The organism is Streptomyces sp. NPDC057743 (assembly GCF_042798755.1).
Taxonomy (GTDB): Bacteria; Actinomycetota; Actinomycetes; order Streptomycetales; family Streptomycetaceae; genus Streptomyces.
Window position 1 is genome coordinate 211265 of record NZ_JBHVJX010000009.1, and the last position, 26001, is coordinate 237265.

Below are 26001 nucleotides of genomic sequence, written 5' to 3' on the forward strand. Positions count from 1 at the left end.
CCGACCCGACCGCTACCGCGGAGACCCCATGAACGTACTCCTCGACTATCTGCCCGAGTTCCGGGACGGGTTCCTGGGAACCCTGGCGATCACCGCGTCCGCCGCACTGCTCGCGCTGCTGCTCGGCGTGGTCATCGCCGGCTTCCGGGTCTCTCCGGTCCCGCCGCTGCGCGCCTTCGGCACGGCCTGGGTGACGGTGCTGCGCAACACGCCACTGACGCTGCTCTTCCTGGTCGCCTTCTTCGTCGTCCCGCAGATCCTCTTCCAGGGCGCCAGCCCCTACGTCCTGGGCACGTTGGCGCTCGGCTTCTACACCTCCTCGTTCGTGTGCGAGGCGGTGCGATCCGGCATCGGCACCGTGCCGCTGGGCCAGGCGGAGGCGGCCCGCAGCCTCGGCATGACCTTCGCCCAGACCCTGCGCATGATCGTGCTCCCGCAGGCGACCCGCACCGTGATCGCGCCGCTGAGCAGCATCATCATCGCGCTCACCAAGAACTCCGCGATCGCCGGCGCGTTCGGCTACGGCGAGCTGTTCAACGTCTCCAAGCTGCTCAACGACAAGGGCTACGCGATCGCCTGGATCTTCCTGTGGACGGCGCTCGCCTACCTCATCATCACCTTCGCGGTCAGCGGCCTGTTCCGGCTGCTGGAGCGCCGGTTGGAGGTCGCCCGATGAGCTCCGGCGGCCGCAACACCAGGAACGACACCCACGGACCGGCGCCGTCGCCGCGCACCGGCGGGACGGGACGAAGCGAGGTAAGGGCATGAGTGGCGCCAGCGTTCTCTACGACGTGCCGGGGCCGAGGGCGCGGGCCCGCAACCGCGTCTACAGCGTCATCGGCGCGCTGGCGGTGGTGGGGCTCCTGGTCTTCGCGGTCCTGCGACTGAACTCCAAGGGCCAACTCGACCCGGCCGTCTGGCAGATCTTCAACTACGCCGGGGTGCGCACCAGCATCCGCGACGGCGTCCTGACGACCCTTCAGGTCTTCGCGGTGGCGGCGGTGCTGTCGCTGCTGCTGGGCCTGCTGCTGGCGGTGGCCCGGCTCTCCGACCACAAGCCCGTCCGCTGGCTGGCCACCGGCTTCGTCGAACTGTTCCGCGCCGTCCCACTGCTGATCACGATCTACGCGCTGTGGGTCGTGCTGCTCACCAACCGTGACGCGCTGGGCCTCACCGGCAGTCAGCCGCAGTTCTGGGCACTGGTCGCGGGCCTGACGGTCTACAACGGTTCGGTGCAGGCCGAGGTGTTGCGGGCCGGAATCAACTCCGTGCCCACGGGCCAACGGGAGGCCGCGTACGCGCTCGGCATGAGCAAGACGCAGGTCATGATGACCGTGCTGCTCCCGCAGGCGGTCCGGGCGATGCTGCCGACGATCATCAGCCAGCTCGTGGTGACCCTGAAGGACACCTCGCTCGGCTACATCATCACCTTCGAGGAACTCCTTTACACCGCACGGTTGATGAGCACCAACATCATCGTCAACGGGAACGACACCTACATCCCGGTGATCATCGTCATCGGCAGCATCTACGTGGCGATGTGCCTGGCGCTGTCCGCGCTGGCCCACTGGATCGAGCGGCGCGGGCGCCGCGCCCGTACCGGCATCGCGGTGGCCGCGGCCGCCGAGCCGGTGACGGCCGCGGACGCCACGGAGACCGCCACCCCGACCCCGGAGGCGCCGGCGGACACCAAGGGCTGACGGACCGCCCGGTCGCACGCCGGCCGACAGCGGACCGTCCGGAGGCGGTGGCAACGGCGCCACCGCCTCCGTCACTTGACGGCGGCGGCCGCAATGGGTTGCATACGCTGTGTGATCACGCACCGGCCTCCCTCTGCCAGTTCCCGCACGTCCCGTACGTACCGCCGGATCCAGGGAGCCGCCCCGTGGAGCCGGTGATCGTCGTCGGGGCCGGCCCGGTCGGTCTCGCCCTCGCCGTCGCGCTGACCCGGCACGCGGTGCCCGTCGTCGTCCTCGACGAGACGGACGGCCGGGAGGAGACCCGGCCCGCCCGCACCGTCGTGCTCCGCCCGGACACCACGGCGTTCGCCGCCCGACTCGGCTGCGCGGACGCCCTGGCCAAGACCGGCGCCCGTTGGTCGGCATGGCGCACCATGCGCCGCCGCCGACTGCTGGAACGGGTCGTCTTCGCCGCCGACGGCCCCGGGGGCGCGGAGGGCACGGACGGCGTGGACCGGGACGGGGGCGCCACCGGCGCGCCCCCGATGCACCTCCCCCAACACGCGCTGACCCGCGCGCTGCGCGCCGCACTGGCCGCCGAACCGCTCGCCCAGGTCGTCACCGGCAGCCGACTGGCCGCCGTCGAGCAGGACGCGAAGGGCGTCAGCGCGCAGACCCGCGGCGACAACGGGACGTGGTGGCGCGGGAGTTACCTGGTCGGCTGCGACGGTCCGCGCTCCACCGTCCGCAAGCTGCTCGACGTCCGCTTCCCGGGCCGCACCGCCGTGGAACGCCACGCGGTGGCCGCACTGCGCACCGAACTCCCCTGGCCCGGCGAGGCGTTGCTGCACCGCTCGCCGGCCCGGCACGGCGGCGGGCGGGTCAGCGAGGTCTCCGCCCGCCCGCTGCCCGGCGGGGTCTGGCGGCTGGACTGGCTGCTGCCCCCGGGCCGCGAACTGGTGACCCCGGACGCGTTGGTGGCCCGGATCCGCGACTCGTTGGCCGGTTGGGCGGCGGACGCGGACGCACCCGGCGACGAGACCGCGACGGACGGGCGCGGGCACGGCGGCCTCGTCCCGCCCTACGAACTCCTCGACACCGGCGTGCACACCGTCCACCACCGGCTGGCCCGCACCTGGCGGCAGGGCCGCACCTTCCTCGCCGGCGACGCCGCCCATCTACTGGGCGCGTTGGGCACCCAGGGCCTGGACGAGGGCCTGCGGGACGCCGAGAACCTCGCCTGGAAACTGGGCCTGGCCTGGCACCACGGCGCCACCGACGCCCTGTTGGACAGCTACCAGGTCGAGCGCCGGGGCGCGGTCGCCGCCCGGCTGCGCTCCGCGGACTCCGCGCTGCCGCTGCTGCGGGACGGCGGCGCGGTGCGCTGGCGGACGGTGCTGCCCGGTGCCGCGCGCGGCCGCTCCACCCTGCTGACCGACGGCCACCTGGGCCGCGGCCCGCTCGGCGCGGCCCCGAGCTATCCGCGCACCCCGTTGGCGGCGCCGACCGGACTGCCCGGCGAGACGACGGTCAACACCATCCCGGGGGCGCCGGTGGCAAACGTTCCGGTGACCGCCTCCGACGGCTCCTCGGTACGGCTGCGCGACCGGCTCGGGCGGGGGCTGTTGGTGGTGCTGGTGGCACCCGGCACCGGCGTCTGGGACCGCCGGCACTGGCAGTCGGCCGGGCTGATGCCCCGTCTGACGGACGCGGTCGCCGCCCTGCCGATGCGCGCCGAGATCCTGGTCACCGAGGCGTACCCGGGCGCCGCCGCGCACACCGTGCTGGTGGTACGGCCGGACGGCCACCTGGTCGCGGCCCTGTCCGGCGTCCGCCCGGACGCACTGGCCGCCTGCGCGGACGCGGTCCGCGGGGGCCCGTCAGGCTCGGCGCACCGTGGCACGGGCACGGACGGGGCGGCACGACAACCCGGCGGCGGCGAGGGCGGCACACGACACCTTGCGGAGGGGGGTGATGGGGGCGTCGCGAAGTCTGGGGATATCCCGAAGTCCGGGGGCATCCCGATGCCTGGGGGTGTCCCTGTGTCTGAGGGTGTCCCTGTGTCTGGGGGTGGGACCGATGGTCGCGGGGGTTCCGGGGCTCACGTTGGTGCCGAGGGCTCCGATGGTGGGGACAGCTCCGGCGGGGGCGGGGACGGCGGCTCCGACGAATCTGGTGGCTCTGGTGACTTCAGTGGCTCCGATGGCCCTGGTGCCCCTGGTGGCTCCGATGGCTCCGCAACGGAAGCGGCAGTAGCCGCCGTTCCGCCCCCGTTGACCGAGCCGGCGCCGAGCCCGACGCCGAGCCCGACGGCGGCCCCCTCGGGCCCCATCCCATCGGTTGACCCACCGGTTGACCCTCCGGGAAGCTCCGTGCTTCACTCCGAAGATGACTGATCACGGCTCGCGATTCTGGCGGAGGGTCCATCTGGACCTGGTCCGCTACGCGGGCTGCATGTGTCGTCCGTCCTGCTGATCCCGCCCGCCGCGGCCTTCGTCGCGGCGGCGTTCTCCGCGCGGCCACGGCCGACTTCCGGCGCCCGCGCCCCTCACGATCACTCAGGACGGTTTCCGTGCCCGACGTACAGATCCCCGCGCGCCCGCACACCCGCGCCCAAGACGACGGCCCCAGCGCCGCCCAACTCCTCGACTTCGCCCGCCGTACCGCCGCCGACCACGCACTCGTCACCTCGCTCCCGCTCGATCCGGAGGGCCGCACCTGGATCCGGCTGGACGGACCGGGCGGCAGCGAAGCCTGGCTGATCGGCTGGCCGCCCGGCACCGGCACCGGCTGGCACGACCACGGCGGCTCGCGCGGCGCCTTCGCCGCGGCCGCCGGGGAGTTGACCGAGCAGTCCCTGGCCGCCGCGATCCCGACCGAGGGCTGGAAGACCCTGGAACTCGCCGACGGCGTCGACCGCGAGCGCCGGCTCAGCGACGGCCGAGGCCGGGCGTTCGGCCCACACCACGTCCACCAGGTCCTCAACCTCTCCCCCGACACCCACGCCGTCTCCGTCCACGCCTACTACCCGCCGCTGCCGCTGATGCGCCGCTACAGCCGCAACGGACCGGTGCTGCGGCTGGAAGAGATCGAACGCCCCGAGGAGTGGTGATGAGCGCCGTCGACGAACTCCTGGCCCGGGCCCGACAAAAGCTGACCCGGGTGGACCCCGCGCAGGCCGCGGCGCTCCAGGAGGCCGGCGGGTTGCTCGTGGACATCCGCTACGCCGCACTGCGCGAACGGGACGGCACCATCCCGGGAGCGCTGATCATCGAGCGCAACGAGCTGGAGTGGCGGCTCGACCCAACGGGTGCGCACCGCGCTCCCGAAGCAACCGGCCACGACCTCCCCGTCGTGGTGATCTGCAACGAGGGCTACGCCTCCAGCCTCGCCGCGGTCTCCCTCCACGACCTGGGCCTCCACCGCGCGACGGACCTGATCGGCGGCTTCCAGTCCTGGCGCCAATCCGGCCTACCGGTCGAACCCCCGCCCACCGTCAAGGAGTTGAGCGACTGATCAGTCAACGGGCTGGGCAGTCGACGGGCTGGGCAGGCCGGGGCTGGTGAGCTGGGTTGTCGGTGGTCCGGTGAGTTGACGGGCTGAAGAGCCAGCGGGCCGGGGAGAGTTGGCGGTCCGAGGAGTTGCGTGCTCCGCGCGCGGCGCGAACTGACGCACACCATCGACCGCTCCCCGCCGCCCGATCCCACCCGGTCGACTGCGGCGCGGCACGCCGCCGTAACGTGCCGCGCCACCCGTCCACGGCGGTGCGCCACCCCCCACCCCCCGCCGTGGGCGGGCGACACGACCGCCACAGCGCGGCACCCAGCGACGTCACGCCCTACCCCTGCCACCGAAGCACCACACCCCTCCCCCTCCCCCCCCCCCGCCACCTCCACCACCCCCACCGAACTGGGCGTTTCCGCCCAGGCGTTCCGGCCCGCGCAGCTAGCGCGTGCGGGACCGGCAAGCGCCCGTGGCCGCCGCCATCGGTACGCCACGGGAATCGACACCCGCTCGACTGACCACGCCCCGGGCCGAAGCAGCCCTGGAACCAAGGCAGTTCAGCGGCAGCCAGCGCCGCCGGCTATCGGTATCCCCAGCCCGGCGGCGCAGGCATCCGCCGGCACCCGGCCGCTCATCTCCCCCACCCCCGCAGTCTCCTCGCGACCGTTCCAACTCCCGACCGTTCCAACTCCTCTTCCCCCAACCCCGTTCAGGCGTCCGGGAGATGGTGATCCAGGAGGTCCGGGTCCTCGCCCTCTTCCTCCAGGGCCTGGCGGACGACGCGGAGGGCGAGGCCCTCCGGGTAGCCCTTGCGGGCCAGCATCCCGGCCAGCCGGCGGAGCCGCTTGTCGCGGTCCAGGCCGCGGGTCGCGCGCAGCTTGCGGTCGACCAACTCGCGGGCGGTGACCGCCTCCTGCTCCGCGTCGAGGCGGCCGACGGCCTGGTCGATCAGGGCGGAGTCGACGCCCTTGGTGCGGAGCTCCCGGGCCAGGGCGCGGCGCGCCAGGCCCCGGCCGTGGTGCCGGGACTCCACCCAGGCGTCGGCGAACGCCGCGTCGTCGATCAGCCCGACGTCCTCGAAGCGGGCCAGCACCCCCTCCGCGGCATCGTCGGGGATGCCCCGCTCCCGCAGGGCGTCCGCCAACTGCCTGCGGGTGCGCGGATTCCCGGTGAGCAGGCGCAGGCAGATCGCCCGCGCCTGCTCCTCGGGCGTACGCGGCGGTCCCGACCCGGCCCTCGACGGGAGGGAACCACCGCCGTCCCCGGATGCGGCGCCGCCCTCATGGCCGGCACCGCGCTTCCGACGGCCGCTACGGTTCTCGGCGTCGCCGGCAGCGCTGCCGAAGCCGGCGCTGTCCGGCCATTCCGTTCGCCGTGTCATGGCGCGTCAGCTCTTGGCCGCCGCGGCCTTGGAGCCCTTGGCGCTCTTGGTCGCCGCAGGTGCGGCCTTGGCCGGCGCCTCCGCCGGGCCGGCGGCGTCCGCGCCGGGCTCCGCCGCGATCTCCTCCGGCTTCACGCCGATGCCCAGCTTCTCCTTGATCTTCTTCTCGACCTCGTTGGCGAGATCGGGGTTGTCCTTGAGGAAGTTGCGGGCGTTCTCCTTGCCCTGGCCGAGCTGGTCGCCCTCGTAGGTGTACCAAGCGCCGGACTTGCGGATGAAGCCATGCTCGACGCCCATGTCGATCAGGCCGCCCTCGCGGCTGATGCCCTGGCCGTAGAGGATGTCGAACTCGGCCTGCTTGAAGGGCGGCGCGACCTTGTTCTTGACGACCTTGCAGCGGGTGCGGTTACCGACCGCCTCGGTGCCGTCCTTGAGGGTCTCGATCCGGCGGATGTCGATCCGGACGGAGGCGTAGAACTTCAGCGCGCGGCCACCGGTCGTGGTCTCCGGGGAGCCGAACATCACGCCGATCTTCTCGCGGAGCTGGTTGATGAAGATCGCGGTGGTCTTGGACTGGTTGAGCGCGCTGGTGATCTTCCGCAGGGCCTGGCTCATCAGGCGGGCCTGGAGACCGACGTGCGAGTCGCCCATCTCGCCCTCGATCTCGGCCCGCGGCACCAGGGCGGCCACGGAGTCGATCACGATGAGGTCCAGGGCCCCGGAGCGGACCAGCATGTCCACGATCTCCAGGGCCTGCTCGCCGTTGTCCGGCTGGGACAGGATGAGGTTGTCGATGTCGACGCCGAGCTTCTTCGCGTACTCGGGGTCGAGGGCGTGCTCGGCGTCCACGAACGCGACCTGGCCGCCGGCCTTCTGGGCGTTCGCCACCGCGTGCAGGGTCAGCGTGGTCTTACCGGAGGACTCCGGTCCGTAGATCTCCACCACCCGGCCGCGCGGCAGGCCGCCGACGCCGAGCGCGACGTCGAGGGCGGTCGAGCCGGTCGGGATGATCTCGATGGGCTCCCTCGACCGCTCGCCCATGCGCATGACCGCGCCCTTGCCGAATTGCCGTTCAATCTGTGCGAGTGCGGCGTCCAGCGCCTTCTCGCGGTCGGTGCCTGCCATGGGTTCCACCCGGTTTGCTTGAGTCGATCGCTTCACGTCCATGACGCTAACCCCTGCCACTGACAATGCGCCCGGACCCGGCTCCGGCCTGTGGATAACTCCGCGGACGGCCCGGGATTTCCGCGGGCCGGAGCCGCGTCAGGCGGCCGGACCCCTCATAAGAATGGATGTTCGATTTTGGTGTCAAGCGTGCCGCGCGCCGCGCCAGCACGCTGTGGCGGTCACTCCGCGCTGCCCCGCACCCCGCTCGACATACCGCCCCGCTCGCCGTCCCGTTCATCGCGTCGTTCGTCGTCCCGTTCACCGGCCGGCGCACCGCTCCCCGGCTCCCGATCCGCGGCCGGCTCGGCACCCTCGGCAGCGGCCCCGTCGGCGTCCCCGTCCGACGCGCCGCCCCGACCCCGCGCCCGGAGGCGGACCCGCGGGTCGGCCGTGACCTCGTACCGCTTGATGTACGCGCCCAGGAACGCCTGCAACGTCGCGGTCGCCGGTATCGCGATCAGCGCGCCGACCGCACCCATCAGCGCCGTGCCGGCGATCACCGAGCCGAAGGCGACGGCGGGATGGATGTCCACCGTCTTGGCGGTGATCCGGGGTTGGAGGAGGTAGTTCTCGAACTGCTGGTAGACCACGACGAAGCCGAAGACCCAGAGCGCGTACCAGGGGTCGACGGTGAACGCGATCAGGATGGGCAGCGCCCCGGCGAGGTAGGTGCCGATCGTCGGGACGAACTGCGAGATCAGGCCGACCCACATGCCGAGCGCCGGCGCGTAGGGCACACCCAGGATCTCCAGCAGGACGTAGTGCCCCACCCCGGATATCAGCGCCATCAGGCCGCGGGAGTAGAGGTACCCGCCGGTCTTGGCGACCGCGATCTCCCAGGCGCGCAGCACCTCCGCCTGCCGCCGGGGCGGCAGCACCGAGCACAGCGCCCGCCGCAGCCGGGGGCCGTCGGCGGCGAAGTAGAAGGAGAACAGTGCGACCGTGAGGAGGTTGAACAGTCCGCCCAACACCTGTGCGGAGATGGCCAGGACGTTGTTGGCGCTGTCCTGGACGTACCTCTGGAGCCAGTCCGAGTTCAGCAGGTTGTTCTGCACCTGCACCCGGGAGAGGTGGGTGTGGAAGGTGTTGTTGATCCAGCTGATGACGGAGTCCAGGTACTGCGGGAACTCCTCGACCATGGTGGCTATTTGGCCGGCCAGCATGGATCCCAGCAGCGTGACGAAGCCGACCGAGGCGACGACGATCACGAGGAAGACCAGGCCGGTGGCGAGCCCGCGCCGCATGCCGCGGCCGGCCATCCAGTCGACGGCCGGCTCGATGGCCAGCGCCAGGAAGAACGCGATCAGCACGTTCAGCAACAGACCGATCAGCTGGTGGAATCCCCACGTGGCGAGCTGGAAGCAGGCCACCAGGGCGAGCGCCAGCACCATGGCGCGCGGCAGCCACCGCGGCATCCGCGCCGCACGCCGGTCGTCGGACCGGTCCTGCGGCGGATCGTCGGGGCGGGGGCCGTCGTGGCCGTTGATCTCGTCTGTCACGAACACGCTGCCAAGTGTCGCGCACCGCACCGACAGCCGGCCCCGGCCGGCTCACCGCTTGTTCTGCGGCACCTCCATGACCGTGCAGACCACCCGCCACACCTCTTTGGCGCTCCAGCCGGCCGCCAGCGCCTCGTGGACGGTGCGGCCGCCGAGCTCCGCCATCACGTGATCGCGGGCGAACGAGTCGGCGTAGGCCGCCCCGAAGTGGTCCGCCATCCGCTCCCAGAACACCGTCAACCGCATGATTCCCGCCTCGCACCCACGTTGGCCTGTACGCTTCCCGGCTTCCGCCACCCCGTACGAGCAGTCGGGAGACTTCTGAGCCCAGCCCCTTCATACCGTCGGCGCCATGCAGAAGGCCAGTGACGGCCGGTGCAGGCCGGCGCTCCAGGGGGCCGCGACCCGAGCTCAACGGTGCCTCCGGATCGGGCCGCCCCCCTCGTCGGGGCCCGCGGCACACCCCCGGAGGCGGGCCCAAACCACCTCGCCACACTTGCTAGATTGCGCAATCAAGCAGTCAAATGTGAAACCGGCTCGGCGTATCCGTCGTCTTCCTGGCCGGAACCACCCTCTCCTGCCGCGCGCAGGATGCCCCGAGACCGCCACGCCGGTCCGGCTGTCCGAAGGATGCGAATGACAGGTCAGCGCACCGATGCCCCTAACGGGTACGACGACCTGGCGCGGGATGCAGCACCGGCCACCCGCCGGGTGCCGGGCCCCCGTCGCCGAGGAGACCATCGGCCGGGAATCGACAGCGCCGGGCCGGCTCCCGGCCGGGCCGGGTCGCGCTCCCGGGCCGGCGGCGGCAACCGGGCGGTCCGGGCCGCCCTTGTAGCGCTGGTGGTGGCAGTCGTGGGCGCCGCGCTGGAGACGGCACTCACCGGGCGACCGGGCTGGGGGTTCGCGGTGGCCGCGGCGCTCGGTGCGGCGCTGGCGGCGAAGTCCTGCACCCGGGCCGGCGCCTGGTGGCTGATATCCGCGCCCCCGTTGACCGCGGCGGTGATCACCGTGGCGTGCGAGCAGGTGGCGGGCACCACCACCGTGCAGGGCAAGGGGCTGACGACGGCGGCGGTGCGGTGGGCCGTGGACGGCTTTCCGGCCATGGCGGCGGCCGAAGCGGTGCTGATCGTGGTGCTGGCAATACGGGGCGTACGGGCCGGCCAGCACGGCGGCCGGAAGCGGAGCAGGAGGAACAGCGGTGCATGACGAGCGGAGCCCCTACGGGCGGAGTCCGTATGGAGCGGACCCCTACGGGCCGGACGCCCCGGAGTCCGGGGGCTCGGGTGGTCGGGCCGCGCGCCGCCACCCGGCGAACGGGCGCGGCGGCCGGCGGCGCTCCCCGTTGGTCGTCGCCGGACGGACCGCGCTGGCCCTCTCCTCGGCACTGGTTCTGCTGGCCAGTGGGGTGTCCTGGGCGGCCTACAACTGGGTGAGCAGCGGGCTGAACACCTCTGACGCGCTCAACGCGATCGGCGGCAAGAACGCGCCCAAGCACCTGGACAACTCCGTCAACCTGCTGCTGATCGGCCTCGATTCGCGCAAGGACATGAACGGCAACGACCTGCCGCGGGAGTTCGTCAAGGACCAACTGCACGCCGGTTCCAGCGACATCGGGTACTACAACACCAACACCCTGATCCTGATGCACATTCCGGCGGACGGCGGGAAGGTCACCGCGTTCTCCATCCCGCGCGACGACTATGTGCAGACGTTCAACGGGGACGGCAGTTCCCAGGGGCACTTCAAGGTCAAGGAGGCGTACGCCAACGCCTACACGACCGCCCGCAACAAGTTCTCCGCCCAAGGGGTCAAGGGTGCCGACCTGGAGAGCCGGAGCCGGGAGGCCGGCCGCGAGGCGACGCTGGCCACGGTGCAGAACTTCCTCCAGGTGCCGATCGACCACTTCGCCGAGGTCAACCTGCTGGGCTTCTACGACATCGCCAAGGTGCTCCAGCCCATCGAGGTCTGCCTCAAGCACCCGGTCAAGGACCGCTATTCGGGAGCGGACTTCCCGGCGGGCCACCAGCAGCTCGACCCCAAGCAGGCGCTCGCCTTCGTCCGGCAGCGTCACGGCCTGGAGGGCGGTGACCTGGACCGGACCCACCGCCAGCAGGCGTTCATCTCCTCGGTGACCCACAAGCTGAAGAGCCAGGGCGTCTTCACGGACCTGGGCAAGCTCCAGGGGCTGTTCGACGTGGTGAAGAAGGACCTGGTCATCGACAGCAAGTTCGACGTCCTGGACTTCGCGCAGCAGGCCACCAACCTGACCGGTGGGAACGTGGTGTTCCACACCTTGCCGATCGCCGGCTTCGCCACCCGTAACCGGGAGTCCGTCAACCTCGTGGACGAGGCGAAGATCCGGTCCATCGTGCAGTCGATGATCGGCGAGAAGTCCGGTTCCGGGGGCGGCTCGGACAGCGGCGCGCCGTCGCCGTCCACGAAGGCCGCCCCGGCGACCGTGGACGTGCTCAACGGGTCGGGCGGGACGAAGAAGGGGGCGGCGGCCGAGGAGCTCAAGGCGCTGACCGGCCTCGGCTACACCGCGGGCACCACGGGCAACGCCGCTCTCCGGCAGCGGACCACGGTCCTCTACGGGTCCGGCGCCCAGGAGGCGGCCCAGCAGATCGCCGACCGCCTGCACACTTCGACACCGGTCTCCTCGGCCTCGGTGCCCGCCGGACGCGTCCAGGTCATCCTCGGCACCGACTTCACGGCCCCGCCCGCCGCCGGGGCGAAGACCCCGGCGAAGCCCGCGGACGAGCCCGCGTCGAGCAGCTCCCCCTCGTCCGCCCCGTCCGACGACGCCTTCGCCGGCGACTCCGTCAAGGAGGGCGGCATCCCCTGCGTCAACTGACGCCCGCGGGGCCGCCGGTGGAGTCGGCGGCCCCGCATGCCCCGGTCGTATCCGGGGCCCCGTCCGTACCGGCGGCCATACGAGCCGGGGGCTCGCCGCCTAAACTGGGCCATCCGGGGCCAGCAACGGGGAGTGCCGCAGTGGTGAAGAGCGTCGAGGGCGCGGGCGAGGGGACGGGTGCGATGGCCGATCCGTCCGCCGAGGTGCTGGCCGAGGCGGCCGGGGTGTTCGGCCTGCTGGCCTCGCCCCCCAGGCTGCACATCGTCTGGGCACTGGCCCAAGGGGAGAGCGACGTCAGCGGCCTGGCCGAACGCGTCGGCGGGGCCCTGCCCGCCATCAGCCAACACCTGTCCAAACTCAAACTCGCCGGCCTGGTCCGCTCCCGCCGCGAAGGCCGCCGCGTCGTCTACTTCGTCGACGACCCGCAAACCGTGGCCGTGATGCGCACCCTCGTCACCCAACTCGCCGCCCGCAACGCACCCCCGGCAACGGCACCGCTGCGCCGCCTGGGCGGCTGAGACCCCGAACGGCGCCCGGCACCCCGTCAGGTCGCGTCGGCGTCGAACGGCGGGCGCCCTCCTGAGGGGTCGTCGGTCGTGGCCCGCTTGTGGAGGTCGACCGGGGCCCGCCGCTCCCGGGGGGCCGGCGTCTCCCGCCCCGGGTCCAGGGCGTCCCGGATCTCGCCGATGCCGTCGCGGAGCTCGTCGATCCCCAGGTCGTCGTTGCCCAGCAGCTGTTTGCGGACGAACGTCCGCGGGTGCAGGTCCTCGAACTCGAAGTCCTTGAAATCCGGGCCGAGTTCGGCGCGCACGTCCGCCTTCGCCTGCTCGGAGAAGTCCCGCACCTTGCGCAGCAGAGCGGTGGCGCTCCGGACGAACTCCGGCAGCTTGTCCGGCCCGAAGAGCAGCACCGCGAGCACCGCGATGACGAGGAGGTCGGGGGTACTGATACCGAAGAACATCCCGCCGCTCCCTCTGGGTCGTCGGTGCACCGTCGCGCCACCGTAGGCACCACCACGGACATTTTAGAGATTGCGCAATCATGGAACCAAGCCGGAGCTCCGCGCGTTCTCCAGGGCGACGGCACAGAGTGGATTTTCAGGACTGCTGGAGGGTTTTTCATGGGTGTGACCCTGGCCAAGGGCGGCAACGTCTCGCTCAGCAAGGAGGCCCCGGGCCTCAGTTCGGTGACGATCGGCCTGGGCTGGGCCGTGCGCACCACCACCGGCGCCGACTACGACCTGGACGCCTCGGCCCTGCTGTGCGGTGACTCCGGAAAGGTCGTCTCCGACCAGCACTTCGTCTTCTTCAACAACCTCACCAGTCCCGACGGTTCCGTGGTCCACTCCGGCGACAACCTCACCGGCGGCAGCCACGGCGACGACGAGCAGATCCAGGTCGATCTGACCGGCGTCCCGCCCCAGGTCACCAAGGTCGTCTTCCCGGTCTCCATCTACGAGGCGGAGCAGCGCGGCCAGAGCTTCGGCCAGGTCCGCAACGCCTTCATCCGGGTGGTCAACCAGGCCGACGGCCGGGAGATCGCCCGTTACGACCTCACCGAGGACGCCTCCACCGAGACCGCCATGGTCTTCGGCGAGCTCTACCGCCACGGCGCGGAGTGGAAGTTCCGCGCCATCGGCCAGGGTTACGCCTCCGGGCTCCGCGGCATCGCCCAGGACTTCGGGGTCAACGTAGGCTGAGCGACGCAGCGGCCGACGGGCCGGGAGGACGTCCGTCCGGCACCGGGGCGGCGCGCGCCGGAGGGAGCGGAGCATGGCTGGATCCCGGGTGCGGTGGCGGTGGTTGGCCCTACCGGGCGCCGCCCTGGCCCTCTGGGCGGTGGCGCACACGGGCCACACCCCCGCTCCGGACGCCGCACCGCGACCCTCCGCCACCCAGGACGCCGCACCGTCCGCCCGTCCGGACGGCGCCCCGTCCGCGTCGCCCGATGACGGCGCCACGACCGCGCGGCCCGACGGGGCGTACGAACCGGTCGACTGCGCCGCCGCGGTGCGCAGGTACGCGGCGGTGGCCGGCGTCCACCCCCAGTTGCTGATGGCGATCCTCCACAACGAGGCGTACAAACCGCACGATCCGGCGCTGGAGCGGGCCTGGCAGCGCTACAAGCCCGATGCCGCGTTCGGGGTGGCCAACATGCACCGGGCCGCCTTCGACGAGGTCAAGCGCGGCCGGGACTTCGCCGCCCGGAAGTGGGAGGAGCTGCCCGACGACCGCAACCTCGCCGTCGAGGCGGCCGCCTGGTACCTGCACGACCTGGACCGCCAACTGCCCGCGCACTGGCCCGCCGCGCACTCGCGCGACGAGCTGCTGGCGCTGGGCTACAACGCGGGCGCCGGCAACATGCTCGCCTTCGCCCGCGGCATCGCGCCCGGCGCCCAGGCCCAGTCCTACCTGGACCGACTGCACACGAACTGGGCGGCGGCCAAACGGGACATCGCCCGGTGACAAGGCGGTGACGAGACGGACACGCGGCGACAGAACGGCGACAGGATGGCGTCAGTACCCGGTGCCGATGCCGTTTTGACGGCCGCTCAGCCGGATACTTCAGGCATTGCGCAAGGCAGGGAACCTTGCCGATTTCCTTGGCGTTGTAGCCGACGGACGCCGCAAGCCGGGAACGTTATGGAGGAAAGCTCATGGGCGTGGCCCTGACCAAGGGCGGCAACGTGTCGCTCAGCAAACAGGCCCCGGGTCTGACCGCCGTCAGGGTGGGGCTGGGCTGGCAGGTGGGAGCCGCCACCGGGGCCGGCCACGACCTGGACGCCAGCGCACTGCTGTGCGGCGAGTCCGGCAAGGTCCTCTCCGACCAGCACTTCGTCTTCTTCAACAACCTCACCAGCCCCGACGGCGCGGTGCGGCACTCCGGCAGCCGCCCCACCGGCGAGGACAACGAACAGATCGAGGTGGACCTCGCGATGGTCCCGCCCGAGGTCAGCAAGATCGTCTTCCCGGTCTCGATCTACGAGCCCGAGCAGCGCCGGCAGAATTTCGGCCAGTTGACCAGCGCCTACATCCGCGTGGTCGACCAGACCAGCGGCGCCGAGCTGGCCCGCTTCGACCTCGCCGGCCAGGCCGCCACCGAGACCGCGATGGTCTTCGGCGAGCTGTACCGCCACGGCACGGACTGGAAGTTCCGCGCGATCGGCCAGGGTTACGCCTCCGGGCTCGCCGGCATCGCGCAGGACTACGGCGTCGACGTACTGCGCCCGGAGCCGGCCCCCGCGGCCGCCCCGGCGCCGTCCGCGCCGCCCGCCCCCACAGCACCCACCGGCCCTTCCACCCCACCAGTGGCCCCCGCGGCAGCGGCGACGTCGCTGGCCACCGCGGCCGCCGCCGGGGTGGAGCCGGCCGGATCGGGTTTCGCCCCCACCACATCACCGCAACCGACAGGAAGTTCCGACATGACCTGCTTCTTCGACCCCAGCCACGGCCCCGGGATGACGCCCGTGATGTGGTCCCCGCAGTGGGGTGTGCCGCGCCAGGTCCAGACCTGTGGCGGCTGCGCGCAGCGGGTGCAGACCACCACCCCGCCGTTCTACACCCCGGCCCAGGCCGGCTACCCCCAGCAGGCGCAGGCCGGCTACCCGCAGCAGGCGCAGGGCGGTTACCCGCAGCAGGCGCAGGGCGGTTACCCGCAGCAGGGCTACCCGCAGCAGCCCGACCACCAGCAGGGCGGCGGCCGGCGCTTCGGCACCGGCGCGCTGATCGGCGCCGGCGCCGCGGGCCTGGTCGGCGGTGCGCTGCTGAACGAGGCGTTCAGCGACGACGAGCCCGAGGTCGTCGTCAACAACTACTACGAGGGCGACGACTACGAGTGACCCGCCGCCCGGTGTGAACTGCCGGCGCCCGGCCGTCCCGTTCGGGGCGGCCGGGCGCCGGCGCGTTCCGGCTCATTCGGGCGCGATCCGCACCACCCCGGTGAGGGTGCCCTGCCACCACACCCGGCCGGCGGTCGCGTTGCCGGCCATCTGGAGCGTGTCGAAGAGGAAGCCGGTGCCCAGGTGGTGACGGCCCGTCACCCGGCCCGTGTGGGCGTCCACGGTGAGGAAGTCGTAGCGATCCAGGATGCCGGTCCGCGCCGGGTCGAGGACCCCGGTGCGCTCCACGGTGTAGAGCGTGCCGTCGGCGAGGGACAGCTTGGGCACGGCGGCCGAGCGGATCGGGGTGGTCCAACGGACGCCGCAGCCGCGGCCGTTCCGGTTGACGTCGATCCGGGTGAGGCCCCCGGCGAACGGCGCGCTCGCGGGCTGGGCGGGGCCCGCGCCGTCCGGCACCGCCGGGTACGGATAGCCGTAGGTGCTGGCCACGTAGACGCTGTTGCCGGCCCCTATGGGCGAGTTCTCGGTGCCGCTCCCGTTGGGGTCGAGGACCGGTATCCGGCACACCGTGCGGTCGTCCTCGGTGGAGACCACGATCAGGCTCTCCTGAGGGGCGGCGTTGTCGGTGATCGCCAGGTATTCGGAGCCGGTGCGCGGCCCGAAGAACGTCGGGGTGGCCCCCGTTCCGTGGCTGAGCTGCCCGGGCTTGCGGGCCGGTCCGCGGTCGTACGCCCGTCGCCACACTACCCGTGGCGCGCCGTCGGCGCCGGCGCGCAGCAGGTACAGGGCGTGGTCGGTGGCGACCGCGGTGCCTTCGGGCGCGGTGGAGATCGAGTTGGCCACCCCTTCCCCGAGGTCCGCCGTCCGCACCGCCTTCGTCGCGGTGTCCACCGTGCCGACGCGGCCGTGCCCGGTGGCGAACCACACCCGCCCCCGCCAGTCCGGGGCGAGCCCGACCACGCCGTCCCCGGCCGGCACGGCGGAGGTCAGCGGCGTCCGCTCGACGACCGGCAACTCCCCCTTCCCGCCCGCGGTCCGGGCGTGGGCGATCCGCAGCAGGTCACCGGAGCCGTCGACGACCACGAGCCGGTCGCGGTCGTCCAGATAGCTGTAGATGCCGCCCAGGACACCGGACTTGGCCAGCGTCAGCTCGGTCAGCGAGGCGCCCGTGACCGGGTCGAGGAGGTGGACGTGCGGCGCCCGGTCGAGGACCCCGGTGCAGACGGCCACCGGGAGGCCGTCCGAGCCCGCCAGCACGGTCGGGCAGGCGGCCTGGAGCGCGGTGCGGTGGCTGGCGGTCCGGGCGGTCCCCGGGCCGCCGCGGGGCGTGGTGTCGGAGGAGGCGGAGTCGCCGTGCATGGTCCCGGCCCCACCGGCGGCGAGGTGGGGGTTGACGGGCGCGGAGGCGGCCCGCGCGGGGCCCGCCGTGCCGAGGACGGCGGCCAGGGCGGCGGCGAGCGCGAGGGTGCGGGCGCGGGCGCGCGTGCTACGAGGGGACATGGGTCGGCTCCAGGATGCGGGAACGGGGCGGGAGCGCGCCGGGGTTCGGGCGGGAGCGCGCAGGCGGGACGGCGCGCACGCGGGGCGCACGGCCGGGCGGGGCCGGTATGGCGGGCACGGGTGAACCGCCCTACTGGGGCGATCGATTGACGCTGCCCCGGGGGAGGACGACGCGGAAGCCTTCCGGTATCCGGGACGGCTGGTCCCGCCCGGGTGGCGCGACGGCCGGACGCGGCCTCCCGGCCGTCCTGGGCGAGTGACGCCCGAGGCGCGTGGTGAGGGTCAGCGGGCCACGGGGCGACACCCCGCGGACGCGAGCCGCGCGAGGTCCAGGAACAGGCGCCGGTGGAGCGGGAGTTGACCCATCACGCGCGAAATTGCAGCACGCGCGCCGCGAACCCGCAATCCCCGTCCCACCCTTGGAGACGCCCCGCGCCCCCGGGGAGGGACGCGTCAACCGGATGCCTCCAAGATCCCGCCCTCGGAGGGCAGCGGGCGGTGAGCCCGTGCCGGCGCGGGGTTTGGCCCCTACGGTCGGGCCATGGCCGAAAACGTAAGCCCCCCAGCGACCCCTCTGGCGCGTGCCGAGCGCTTCGTCTGGCTGACCGCCCGGGTGCTGGAGCAGCGGCTCTTCGCGTACCACTTCCTCGACGGCGGCGCGGACCCGGTCGAGACCGCGCTCACCGCGTACCGCAACGACGACGACGGCTACGGCCACGCCCTGGAACCCGATCTGCGCGGCCCCGTCAGCCAGCCGCTGCACACCGCGCACGCGTTGGAGGTCCTGGACCGCATCGGGCGGTGCGACGGCCGCCGGGTGGAGCGGATCTGCCGCTATCTGACGCGGATCTCGACCCCGGACGGCGCGCTGCCGGCGGTACACCCCTCGCTGCGCGGCTATCCGGCCGCGCCCTGGATCCCGGTGGTGGACGACCCACCGAGCTCGCTGCTGGCGACCGGCCCGGTGGTGGGCCGGCTGCACCGCAACCAGGTATGGCACGCCTGGCTGTTCCGGGCCACGGACTACTGCTGGGCGACCGTGGAGTCCCTGGAGAAGACCCATCCCTACGAGGCCATCGCGGCGGTGGCGTTCCTGGACGGCGCCCCGGACCGGCCCCGGGCAGCCGCGGCGGCGCAGCGGCTGGGCCGACTGGTGCGAGACCAGGGCCTGGTGGTGCTGAATCCGGCGCGGGCGGCCGAGGCCCCCGTATCGCAGGGCTACGCCCCGGGTGAGCACCACTTCGCCTACGACTTCGCCGCGGTGCCCCGTTCACTGGCCCGCGGCTGGTTCACCGACCAGGAGATGGACCGGGCCCTCGCCCACCTGGCCACGCTCCAGGGAGAGGACGGCGGTTGGCCCGTTACCTGGCGACTCTGGGCGCCCGGCACGGAGTTGGAGAGCCGCCCTATGGTCACGCTCAACGCGCTGCGCACCCTCCGGGCCTACGGGCGGCCGCTGGACTGACGCCGGCGGACGGTCGCCCGCCGGCCCCACGGGCGGCCGCCCGCGCGGTCATCCCCCCAGGGCCCGCACCCCGGCGGTGACGGCCACCGCGACCGCCACGATCACCAGGAACGGGGCGCGCAGCAGCAGGGCGACGACCGCGGCGGCGACCCCGGCGGCCTTGGCGTCCAGCATCAGGTGCCGGCCGTCGCTGAAGGTCTGTTGGGCGGTGAGCGCGGCCAGCAGCGCCACCGGGAGCAGCGCGGCCAACCGCTTCACCAGGGGGCGTTCCAGGACCCCTGCGGGCGCCGAGAGGCCGAGGAACTTGACCAGGTAGCAGCCGACGGCGGTGACACCGATCGCGATCCAGACGGTCATGCCCGGCCCTCCCCGGTGGTGCCGTGGTCCGCGCCGGCCCGCTCCCGTGGGGCCGACACCTCGATTGACGCCCCTTCAGGTGCGGGCGTGCGCCGCGCCCACCCCTGGACGGCGAGGACGGCGGGCGCGGCGAGCGCCGCCAGCAACACCGGTACGCCGGCCGGCAGCACCGGCAGCGTCACCAGGAGCAGCAGGACGGCGAGGCCAGCCACGCACCGCTCCACGGCCGACCGCAGCATCGGCACCAGCAGCGCCACGAAGACCGCGGGCCCGGCCACGTCCAGGCCCCAGGCGGTGGTGTCGCCGAGCGCCCGGGCCCCGAGCGCGCCGCCGAGGGTGGTGAGGTTCCACAGGACGTACAGCGACGCCCCGGTGACGGTGAAGCCCAACCGGGCGCTGCGTCGGCCGGGTTGGGCCAGGGTGACGGCGGCGGTCTCATCGATGACCCAGTGGGCGGCCAGCGGCCGGGCCGCGCCCCGGTAGCCGAGGACGGCGGAGAGCCGCAGCCCGTAGAAGGCGTTGCGGACGCCGAGGAAGAAGGCGCCGGCCGCGGCGGTCAACGGATTGCCGCCCGCGGCGAGCGCGCCCACCAGGGCGAACTGCGAGGCGCCGGTGAAGACCAGGAGGCTCAGGGCGCAGCTCTGCCAGATGCCGAGCCCGGCGCCGGCGGAGGTGACGCCGAAGGCGAAGCCGGAGAGCCCGACCGCGACGCCGACGCCCAACGCGTCCCTGATGACGGCGCGATCGGGCCGCTCGACGGATGGTGCGCACGACTCGGATATCCCGGTCGGCCCTGCGGGTTCTGGGTGTTCTGCCACGTGCCGGACCCTAGGAGCCGGCCACTCCCGTGGTCTTGTACGTTCTTGCGCCCCGCGCCGTCGCTTCCCGTGTGGTCGCCTCCCCGCGGCTCCGTTCTCGGCGGTACGCGCCCGGTGGCACCCCGACGATCCGGGTGAAGTGCCGGTTCAGATGCGGCTGGTCGGTGAAGCCCACCGCCACGGCCGTCTCGGCGGGCGGGGTGCCGGCCTCCAGCAGGCGGCGGGCGCGCCGCACCCGCGCGTCGGTGAGCCAGGCGTGCGGCGGCATGCCGTACGCGGCCCGGAAGGCCCGCAGCAGCGCGAACGGGCCGGTGTCCAGCTCACCGGCGAGCTCCTCCAAGGTGGGCGGATCGACCATCCGCTCCTCCAGGACGGCGCGGGCCCGGGCCGCCGTACGGGCGCCCGCCGTGCCCGGCGCCCGGGGCGGCAGCGGCCCCCCGTGGCCGCGCAGCAACCGGGCCACGACGATCCGCAGCAGGCTGTCGGCGGCCAGCGCGTTGCCCTCCTCGGCGGCCCGGTGGACGCCGGCGATCAGTCGGCCGACGCCGGGCTCGTGGGCGACGGTGCGGACGAAGCCGGCGGTGCCCCGCAGCCCCGAGGTCTCCCGGGCGATGCCGGTCACCAGCTCCGTCGACGGGTAGAGCGTGGCGTAGGCCCAGCCCTCGGGGGCACCGGCGCGCGCGGTGTGCGGCACCTCGGGGTTGATCATCACGATGCCGCCGCGGCCGGCCGGCACCACACCGTCCCGCAGGCCGACCGCCTCGACCCCGGAGGTGACCGCGCAGATGACGTAGCCGTCGTGGGCGTGGCGGGGGAAGGAGTGGCGCACGTAGCGGGCCCGCAGCAGGTCCAGGCCGGGCAGGTCGGGGCAGCGCCAGTGGCGCGCCCACTCGCCGGCGGCCCGCGGCGCCGTCTGCGCCCCGCCCGCGCTGATCATGACCATGGCCACATTGTGCGTCCGTCGGGCGGCCGGACGGCGGGACGTTCCGCACCGTGGACGCCCGCGGGCCGGGCTCGGCGGCCGCTTCGGATCGGATTGTCAGTGGTCCGGTGCACGATGGGGAACATGACCCAGGCAGCGCTCGATTCGTTCTCGCCCGCGACCCGCGGTTGGTTCGCCGGGGCGTTCAGCGCGCCCACCGCCGCGCAGGAGGGCGCCTGGCGGGCGATCGCCGCGGGGTCCGACGTCCTGGTGGTGGCGCCGACGGGCTCCGGCAAGACGCTGGCCGCGTTCCTGGCGTCGCTGGACGCGCTGGCCAGCACCCCGCCCCCGGCCGAGCCGAAGAAGCGCTGCCGGGTGCTGTACGTCTCGCCGCTGAAGGCCCTCGCGGTCGACGTCGAGCGGAATCTGCGCAGCCCCCTGACCGGCATCCGGCAGGAGTCCGTCCGCCTGGGGATGCCGGAGCCCGACATCCGGGTCGGCATCCGCTCCGGGGACACCCCGGCCGCCGAGCGCCGCGCCCTGGCCAGCCGCCCGCCGGACATCCTCATCACCACCCCCGAGTCACTGTTCCTGATGCTGACGTCCTCGGCCCGGGAGGCGCTGGCCGGCGTCGAGACGGTCATCCTGGACGAGGTGCACGCGGTCGCCGGCACCAAGCGCGGGGCGCACCTGGCGCTCTCCCTGGAGCGGCTGGACGAGCTGCTCGACCGCCCGGCACGCCGGATCGGGCTGTCCGCGACGGTCCGCCCGGTGGAGGAGGTGGCCCGCTATCTCTCGCCGCGGCGCCGGGTGGAGATCGTCCAGCCGCCGTCCGGCAAGCGGTTCGACCTCTCCGTGGTCGTCCCGGTCGAGGACATGGGAGAGCTCGGCAGCGCCCCCGTCCAGGAGGGCGAGCCGCGCGCAGCGCGTCCTGGGGAGGGTGGTGGTGGGCGACGGGTGGGCGAGACGGGAGAGAAGCCGTCCATCTGGCCACAGGTCGAGGAGCGGATCGCCGATCTCGTCCAGGCCCACCGCTCTACCATCGTCTTCGCCAACTCCCGCCGCCTGGCCGAGCGGTTGTGCAACCGCCTCAACGAGATCGCCTACGAGCGCGCGGTCGGCGAGCCGCTGCCCGAGCACCACTCGCCCGCCGAGCTGATGGCCGAGGCCGGCGCCGCCAGGGGCGCGCCCCCGCTGCTGGCCCGCGCCCACCACGGCTCGGTCTCCAAGGAGCAGCGCGCCCTGGTGGAGGAGGACCTCAAGGCCGGCCGGCTGCCGGCCGTGGTCGCCACGTCCAGCCTGGAGTTGGGCATCGACATGGGCGCGGTCGATCTGGTCGTCCAGGTGGAGTCGCCGCCGTCGGTGGCCTCCGGCCTCCAACGGGTGGGCCGGGCCGGCCACCAGGTCGGCGCGGTGTCCAAGGGCATCGTCTTCCCCAAGTACCGCGGGGATCTGGTGCAGGCCGCGGTGGTCACCGAGCGGATGCGCTCGGGCGGCATCGAGGCGCTGCGGGTGCCCGCCAATCCGCTGGATGTCCTGGCCCAACAGCTCGTCGCGATGACCGCGATGGACACCTGGGACGTCGAGGCATTGCTGGCCCTGGTCCGCCGGGCGGCCCCGTTCGCCGCGCTCCCGGAGTCCGCGTTCACCGCCGTGCTGGACATGCTCGCCGGCCGCTATCCGTCCGACGCCTTCGCCGAGTTGCGCCCCCGCCTGGTCTGGGACCGCGTCGCCCAGACCGTCACCGGCCGCCCCGGAGCCCAGCGGCTGGCCGTCACCTCCGGCGGCACGATCCCCGACCGCGGCCTGTTCGGCGTCTTCCTGGCCGGCGAGAGCTCGTCCAAGGGTGGCGGGCGGCCATCGGATACTGCGGCGCGAAGCGCCTCCACTCGGGGCGGTGGCGGGCGGCGGGTGGGCGAGCTGGACGAGGAGATGGTCTACGAGTCCCGCGTCGGCGACGTCTTCACCCTGGGCACGACCTCCTGGCGCATCGAGGACATCACCCGCGACCGGGTCCTGGTCACCCCCGCCCCCGGGGTGCCGGGCCGGCTGCCGTTCTGGAAGGGCGACCAGCTCGGCCGCCCGCTCGAACTGGGCCGCGCGCTGGGCGCGTTCCTCCGGGAGATCGGGTCGCTCTCCCCTCAGGACGCCCGCGCCCGGTTGGCCGCCGCCGGCCTCGACGACCTGGCGGTCTCCAACGTCCTGTCCTACCTCGCCGAGCAGCGCCAGTCCTGCGGCCACGTCCCGGACGACCGCACCATCGTCGTCGAGCGCTTCCGGGACGAGCTGGGCGACTGGCGGGTCGTCATCCACTCCCCGTTCGGCGCGCAGGTGCACGCCCCCTGGGCGTTGGCCCTGGGCGCCCGGCTCACCGAGCGCTACGGCCTGGACACCCAGGTGATGCACGCCGACGACGGCATCGTGCTGCGGCTGCCGGACGCCGACCTGATGGGCCTGGACCTCCTCGACGGCGACGGCGGCTTCGGTGCGGCGATCGGCGCGGCGAAGGGCGCCGAGTACGACCCTGAGCAGTCCCCGGTGGGCGCCACCGACGTGGTCTTCGACCACGGCGAGGTCGATCAGCTGGTGACGGACCAGGTCGGCGGCTCCGCCCTGTTCGCCTCCCGCTTCCGGGAGTGCGCGGCGCGCGCCCTGCTGCTGCCCCGCCGCAGCCCCGGCAAGCGCACCCCGCTGTGGCAGCAGCGCCAGCGCGCCGCCCAACTCCTCCAGGTGGCGAGCGAGTTCGGCTCGTTCCCGATCGTGTTGGAGGCGGTCCGCGAGTGCCTCCAGGACGTCTTCGACGTCCCGGGCCTGACGGAGCTGATGGCCGACATCGAGGCCCGCCGGGTCCGCCTGGTGGAGGTCACGACGCCCGAGCCGTCCCCGTTCGCCCGTTCACTGCTCTTCGGGTACGTCGCCCAGTTCCTCTACGAGGGCGACTCCCCGCTGGCCGAGCGCCGCGCCGCCGCGCTCTCCCTGGATTCCCGGCTGTTGGCCGAGCTGTTGGGCCAGGCCGAGCTGCGCGAGCTGCTGGACGCGGAGGTGCTGGCGGAGCTGGAGCGCGAGCTCCAGTGGCGCACCGAGGACCGCCGCGCCAAGGACGCCGAGGGCGTCGCCGACCTGCTGCGGCTGCTGGGGCCGCTGACCGACGCCGAGTTGGCCGAGCGCGGCGCCGATCCGGCCTGGCCCGCCGAGCTGGCGGCGGCCCGGCGCGCCATCCGGGTGCGGATCGCCGGCGCCGAGCACTGGGCGGCCGTCGAGGACGCCGGCCGGCTCCGGGACGCCCTGGGCACCGCGCTCCCGGTCGGCGTCCCCGAGTCGTTCACCGAGCCGGTCAAGGACCCGTTGGGCGATCTGCTGTCCCGATACGCCCGCACCCACGGCCCGTTCACCTCCGAGCAGGCCGCCGCCCGCTTCGGCCTCGGCACCGCCGTCACCGACGGCGCCCTCCAGCGCCTGGCCGCCGCCGGCCGCCTGGTCCAAGGGGAGTTCCACCCGGAGGGCATCGGCCAGGAATGGTGCGACGCCCAGGTGCTGCGCCGGCTGCGCCGCCGCTCGCTGGCCGCGCTGCGCGAGGAGTTGGAGCCGGTGCCGCCCGCCGCGCTGGCCGCCTTCCTCCCCCAGTGGCAGCACGTCGGCGCCCCCCGCCCGGCCCCCGCCCCCGGGGCGCCCGCGCCGCCCCCCGCCTCGTCCGGGCTGCGTGGCCTCGACGGCCTGGTCCGCGCCGTCGAGCAGCTCCAGGGCGCGCCGGTGCCGGCCTCCGCCCTGGAGAAGCTGATCCTGCCGTCCCGGGTCGGCGGCTACACCCCGGCCCTGTTGGACGAACTCACCGCCACCGGCGAGGTGTTGTGGGCCGGCGCCGGCGCCCTGCCCGGCAAGGACGGCTGGCTCTCGCTCCATCTCGCCGACACCGCGCCCCTGTTGCTCCCGCCCCCGCTCCCCCTGGAGCTGACCGCGCTGCACGAGTCGGTGCTCGCCGCCCTCGCTCCCGGTTACGGCCTGTTCTTCCGCCAGATCGCCGACCAGGTCCACGCCACCACCCACCCGGACGCCACCGATCCACAACTCGCCGACGCCGTCTGGGAGCTGGCCTGGTCCGGCCGGCTCACCAACGACACCCTCGCCCCGCTGCGCGCCCTGCTGGGCTCCGGCCGCACCGCCGGCTCCACCGCCCACCGCGCCCGCCGCGCCGTGCCCCGCGGCAGATACGGGTCGTTGACCGCGGCCGCCCGCCCCACCGCCTCCCGCTCCGGCCCGCCGACGGTCGGCGGCCGCTGGTCCCTGCTCCCCGCCCCCGAGCCGGACCCCACCCACCGCGCCCACGCCCTGGCCCGTACGCTCCTGGACCGGCACGGCATCGTCACCCGCGGCGCGGTCGCCGCCGAGGGCGTCGCCGGCGGCTTCTCCGCCGCGTATCGCGTCCTGTCCGCCTTCGAGGAGTCCGGCCAGGCCCGCCGCGGCTATGTCGTCGAGGGCCTGGGCGCGGCCCAGTTCGCGATGGACGGCGCGGTGGACCGACTGCGGGCGATCAGCGCCCAACGGGAGCGCGGCACCGACGCCCCGTTCCCGGACGGCCCCCCTGGGCAGCCCCGCCGCGGCGGCCCGCGCGCCCTGGTCCTCGCCGCCGCCGACCCGGCCAATGCGTACGGCGCCGCCCTGCCCTGGCCCGAGCCGCCCGAGGGGGCCACCCACAAGCCGGGCCGCAAGGCCGGCTCCCTGGTGGTCCTGGTCGACGGCGAGTTGGCGCTCTATCTGGAGCGCGGCGGCAAGACCCTGCTGCTGTGGCCGCTGAGCCCCGACCCGGCCGAGGCCGCAGCCGACCCCCGCCTGCGGTCCGCCGTCGAGGCCCTCATCGACGCGGCCCGGGCCGGCGCCGTCGGCACCCTCACCACCGAGCGCATCAACGGCACCGCCGCCCTCACCTCCCCCTACGCCCCCGTCCTGGAGGCCGCGGGCTTCCACCCGACGCCCCGGGGGCTGCGGCTGCGCGGCTGATCCGGCCGGCGGCCGGCGC

The 26001-nt window shown here is 73.7% G+C and carries 21 protein-coding genes and 2 pseudogenes; 14 read left to right on the plus strand and 9 right to left on the minus strand.

The annotated features are described in order from the left end of the window. Positions 1-28: 28 nt before the first annotated feature. From ACFVFQ_RS13080 to ACFVFQ_RS13105, 6 genes and pseudogenes are all read left to right on the plus strand, one after another. Entirely contained in the window at positions 29-676 is a 648-nt protein-coding gene (locus ACFVFQ_RS13080) for an amino acid ABC transporter permease (protein WP_383413552.1), read from the plus strand. A gap of 88 nt (positions 677-764) precedes the next feature. Beyond that, a complete protein-coding gene (locus ACFVFQ_RS13085) occupies positions 765-1700 on the plus strand; it encodes an amino acid ABC transporter permease (protein ID WP_383413555.1) in 936 nt (311 codons plus the stop codon). Between the two features lie 185 nt (positions 1701-1885). Next, positions 1886-3619, plus strand: a pseudogene (locus ACFVFQ_RS13090) (FAD-dependent monooxygenase); the annotation flags it as partial. Positions 3620-4067: 448 nt separating this feature from the next. Further along, positions 4068-4154: a putative leader peptide gene (locus tag ACFVFQ_RS13095; protein WP_342456959.1), complete on the plus strand. Its 87-nt coding sequence runs from the start codon at positions 4068-4070 to the stop codon at positions 4152-4154. A 97-nt stretch (positions 4155-4251) separates the two neighbouring features. Further along, positions 4252-4791, plus strand: a complete 540-nt coding sequence (locus ACFVFQ_RS13100) for a cysteine dioxygenase (protein WP_383413558.1) — start codon at positions 4252-4254, stop codon at positions 4789-4791. Continuing rightward, on the plus strand, positions 4791-5195 hold the full coding sequence (locus ACFVFQ_RS13105; RefSeq protein ID WP_383413561.1) for a rhodanese-like domain-containing protein: 405 nt from the start codon (positions 4791-4793) through the stop codon (positions 5193-5195). Before ACFVFQ_RS13100 ends, ACFVFQ_RS13105 begins: the two co-directional genes overlap by 1 nt. 697 nt (positions 5196-5892) lie before the next feature. On the opposite strand, the gene recX is transcribed toward ACFVFQ_RS13105, so the two are convergent. The 4 genes from recX to ACFVFQ_RS13125 form a co-directional block, all read right to left on the minus strand. Next, on the minus strand, positions 5893-6564 hold the full coding sequence (recX, locus tag ACFVFQ_RS13110; protein WP_383413563.1) for a recombination regulator RecX: 672 nt from the start codon (positions 6562-6564) through the stop codon (positions 5893-5895). A gap of 6 nt (positions 6565-6570) precedes the next feature. Further along, entirely contained in the window at positions 6571-7689 is a 1119-nt protein-coding gene (gene recA, locus ACFVFQ_RS13115; RefSeq protein WP_383413566.1) for a recombinase RecA, read from the minus strand. A 221-nt stretch (positions 7690-7910) separates the two neighbouring features. Continuing rightward, positions 7911-9146 carry an AI-2E family transporter gene (locus tag ACFVFQ_RS13120; RefSeq protein ID WP_383413675.1) on the minus strand — a complete coding sequence of 412 codons (1236 nt, stop codon included), beginning with the start codon at positions 9144-9146 and terminating at the stop codon, positions 7911-7913. A 135-nt stretch (positions 9147-9281) separates the two neighbouring features. Beyond that, positions 9282-9476 carry a DUF3046 domain-containing protein gene (locus tag ACFVFQ_RS13125; RefSeq protein WP_383413569.1) on the minus strand — a complete coding sequence of 65 codons (195 nt, stop codon included), beginning with the start codon at positions 9474-9476 and terminating at the stop codon, positions 9282-9284. Between the two features lie 390 nt (positions 9477-9866). Here ACFVFQ_RS13125 and ACFVFQ_RS13130 point away from each other — a divergent pair, with 390 nt between their 5' ends. From ACFVFQ_RS13130 to ACFVFQ_RS13140, 3 genes are all read left to right on the plus strand, one after another. Next, a complete protein-coding gene (locus ACFVFQ_RS13130) occupies positions 9867-10439 on the plus strand; it encodes a DUF6542 domain-containing protein (RefSeq protein ID WP_383413572.1) in 573 nt (190 codons plus the stop codon). After that, positions 10432-12087: an LCP family protein gene (locus ACFVFQ_RS13135; RefSeq protein ID WP_383413575.1), complete on the plus strand. Its 1656-nt coding sequence runs from the start codon at positions 10432-10434 to the stop codon at positions 12085-12087. The genes ACFVFQ_RS13130 and ACFVFQ_RS13135 overlap by 8 nt, the downstream gene beginning before the upstream one ends. Before the next feature lie 182 nt (positions 12088-12269). Beyond that, entirely contained in the window at positions 12270-12605 is a 336-nt protein-coding gene (locus tag ACFVFQ_RS13140; protein ID WP_383413678.1) for an ArsR/SmtB family transcription factor, read from the plus strand. 26 nt (positions 12606-12631) lie between these two features. On the opposite strand, the gene ACFVFQ_RS13145 is transcribed toward ACFVFQ_RS13140, so the two are convergent. After that, positions 12632-13048, minus strand: coding sequence for a sec-independent translocase (locus ACFVFQ_RS13145; protein WP_383413578.1), 417 nt, complete (start codon positions 13046-13048; stop codon positions 12632-12634). A 159-nt stretch (positions 13049-13207) separates the two neighbouring features. Here ACFVFQ_RS13145 and ACFVFQ_RS13150 point away from each other — a divergent pair, with 159 nt between their 5' ends. The 3 genes and pseudogenes from ACFVFQ_RS13150 to ACFVFQ_RS13160 all read left to right on the plus strand — a co-directional run. Next, on the plus strand, positions 13208-13786 hold the full coding sequence (locus tag ACFVFQ_RS13150) for a TerD family protein (RefSeq protein ID WP_383413580.1): 579 nt from the start codon (positions 13208-13210) through the stop codon (positions 13784-13786). 73 nt (positions 13787-13859) lie between these two features. Next, positions 13860-14552 carry a lytic transglycosylase domain-containing protein gene (locus ACFVFQ_RS13155; protein WP_383413583.1) on the plus strand — a complete coding sequence of 231 codons (693 nt, stop codon included), beginning with the start codon at positions 13860-13862 and terminating at the stop codon, positions 14550-14552. A gap of 191 nt (positions 14553-14743) precedes the next feature. Next, positions 14744-15307 (plus strand): annotated as a pseudogene (locus ACFVFQ_RS13160) (TerD family protein); the annotation flags it as partial. 690 nt (positions 15308-15997) lie between these two features. Here the strand turns inward: ACFVFQ_RS13160 and ACFVFQ_RS13165 are convergent. After that, positions 15998-17425, minus strand: a complete 1428-nt coding sequence (locus ACFVFQ_RS13165) for a hypothetical protein (RefSeq protein WP_383413586.1) — start codon at positions 17423-17425, stop codon at positions 15998-16000. A 541-nt stretch (positions 17426-17966) separates the two neighbouring features. Here ACFVFQ_RS13165 and ACFVFQ_RS13170 point away from each other — a divergent pair. Beyond that, a complete protein-coding gene (locus tag ACFVFQ_RS13170) occupies positions 17967-18890 on the plus strand; it encodes a hypothetical protein (RefSeq protein ID WP_383413589.1) in 924 nt (307 codons plus the stop codon). Between the two features lie 48 nt (positions 18891-18938). Here ACFVFQ_RS13170 and ACFVFQ_RS13175 read toward each other — a convergent pair whose 3' ends face one another. Genes ACFVFQ_RS13175 through ACFVFQ_RS13185 form a run of 3 tightly spaced genes read right to left on the minus strand, consistent with a single transcriptional unit; the run spans position 18939 to position 21008 of the window. Further along, a complete protein-coding gene (locus ACFVFQ_RS13175; RefSeq protein ID WP_383413593.1) occupies positions 18939-19247 on the minus strand; it encodes an AzlD domain-containing protein in 309 nt (102 codons plus the stop codon). Further along, positions 19244-20029: an AzlC family ABC transporter permease gene (locus tag ACFVFQ_RS13180; RefSeq protein ID WP_383413681.1), complete on the minus strand. Its 786-nt coding sequence runs from the start codon at positions 20027-20029 to the stop codon at positions 19244-19246. The genes ACFVFQ_RS13175 and ACFVFQ_RS13180 overlap by 4 nt, the downstream gene beginning before the upstream one ends. A 46-nt stretch (positions 20030-20075) precedes the next feature. Next, positions 20076-21008, minus strand: a complete 933-nt coding sequence (locus ACFVFQ_RS13185) for an AraC family transcriptional regulator (RefSeq protein WP_383413596.1) — start codon at positions 21006-21008, stop codon at positions 20076-20078. Between the two features lie 123 nt (positions 21009-21131). Here ACFVFQ_RS13185 and ACFVFQ_RS13190 point away from each other — a divergent pair, with 123 nt between their 5' ends. Continuing rightward, a complete protein-coding gene (locus tag ACFVFQ_RS13190; RefSeq protein WP_383413599.1) occupies positions 21132-25982 on the plus strand; it encodes a DEAD/DEAH box helicase in 4851 nt (1616 codons plus the stop codon). Positions 25983-26001: the final 19 nt, after the last annotated feature.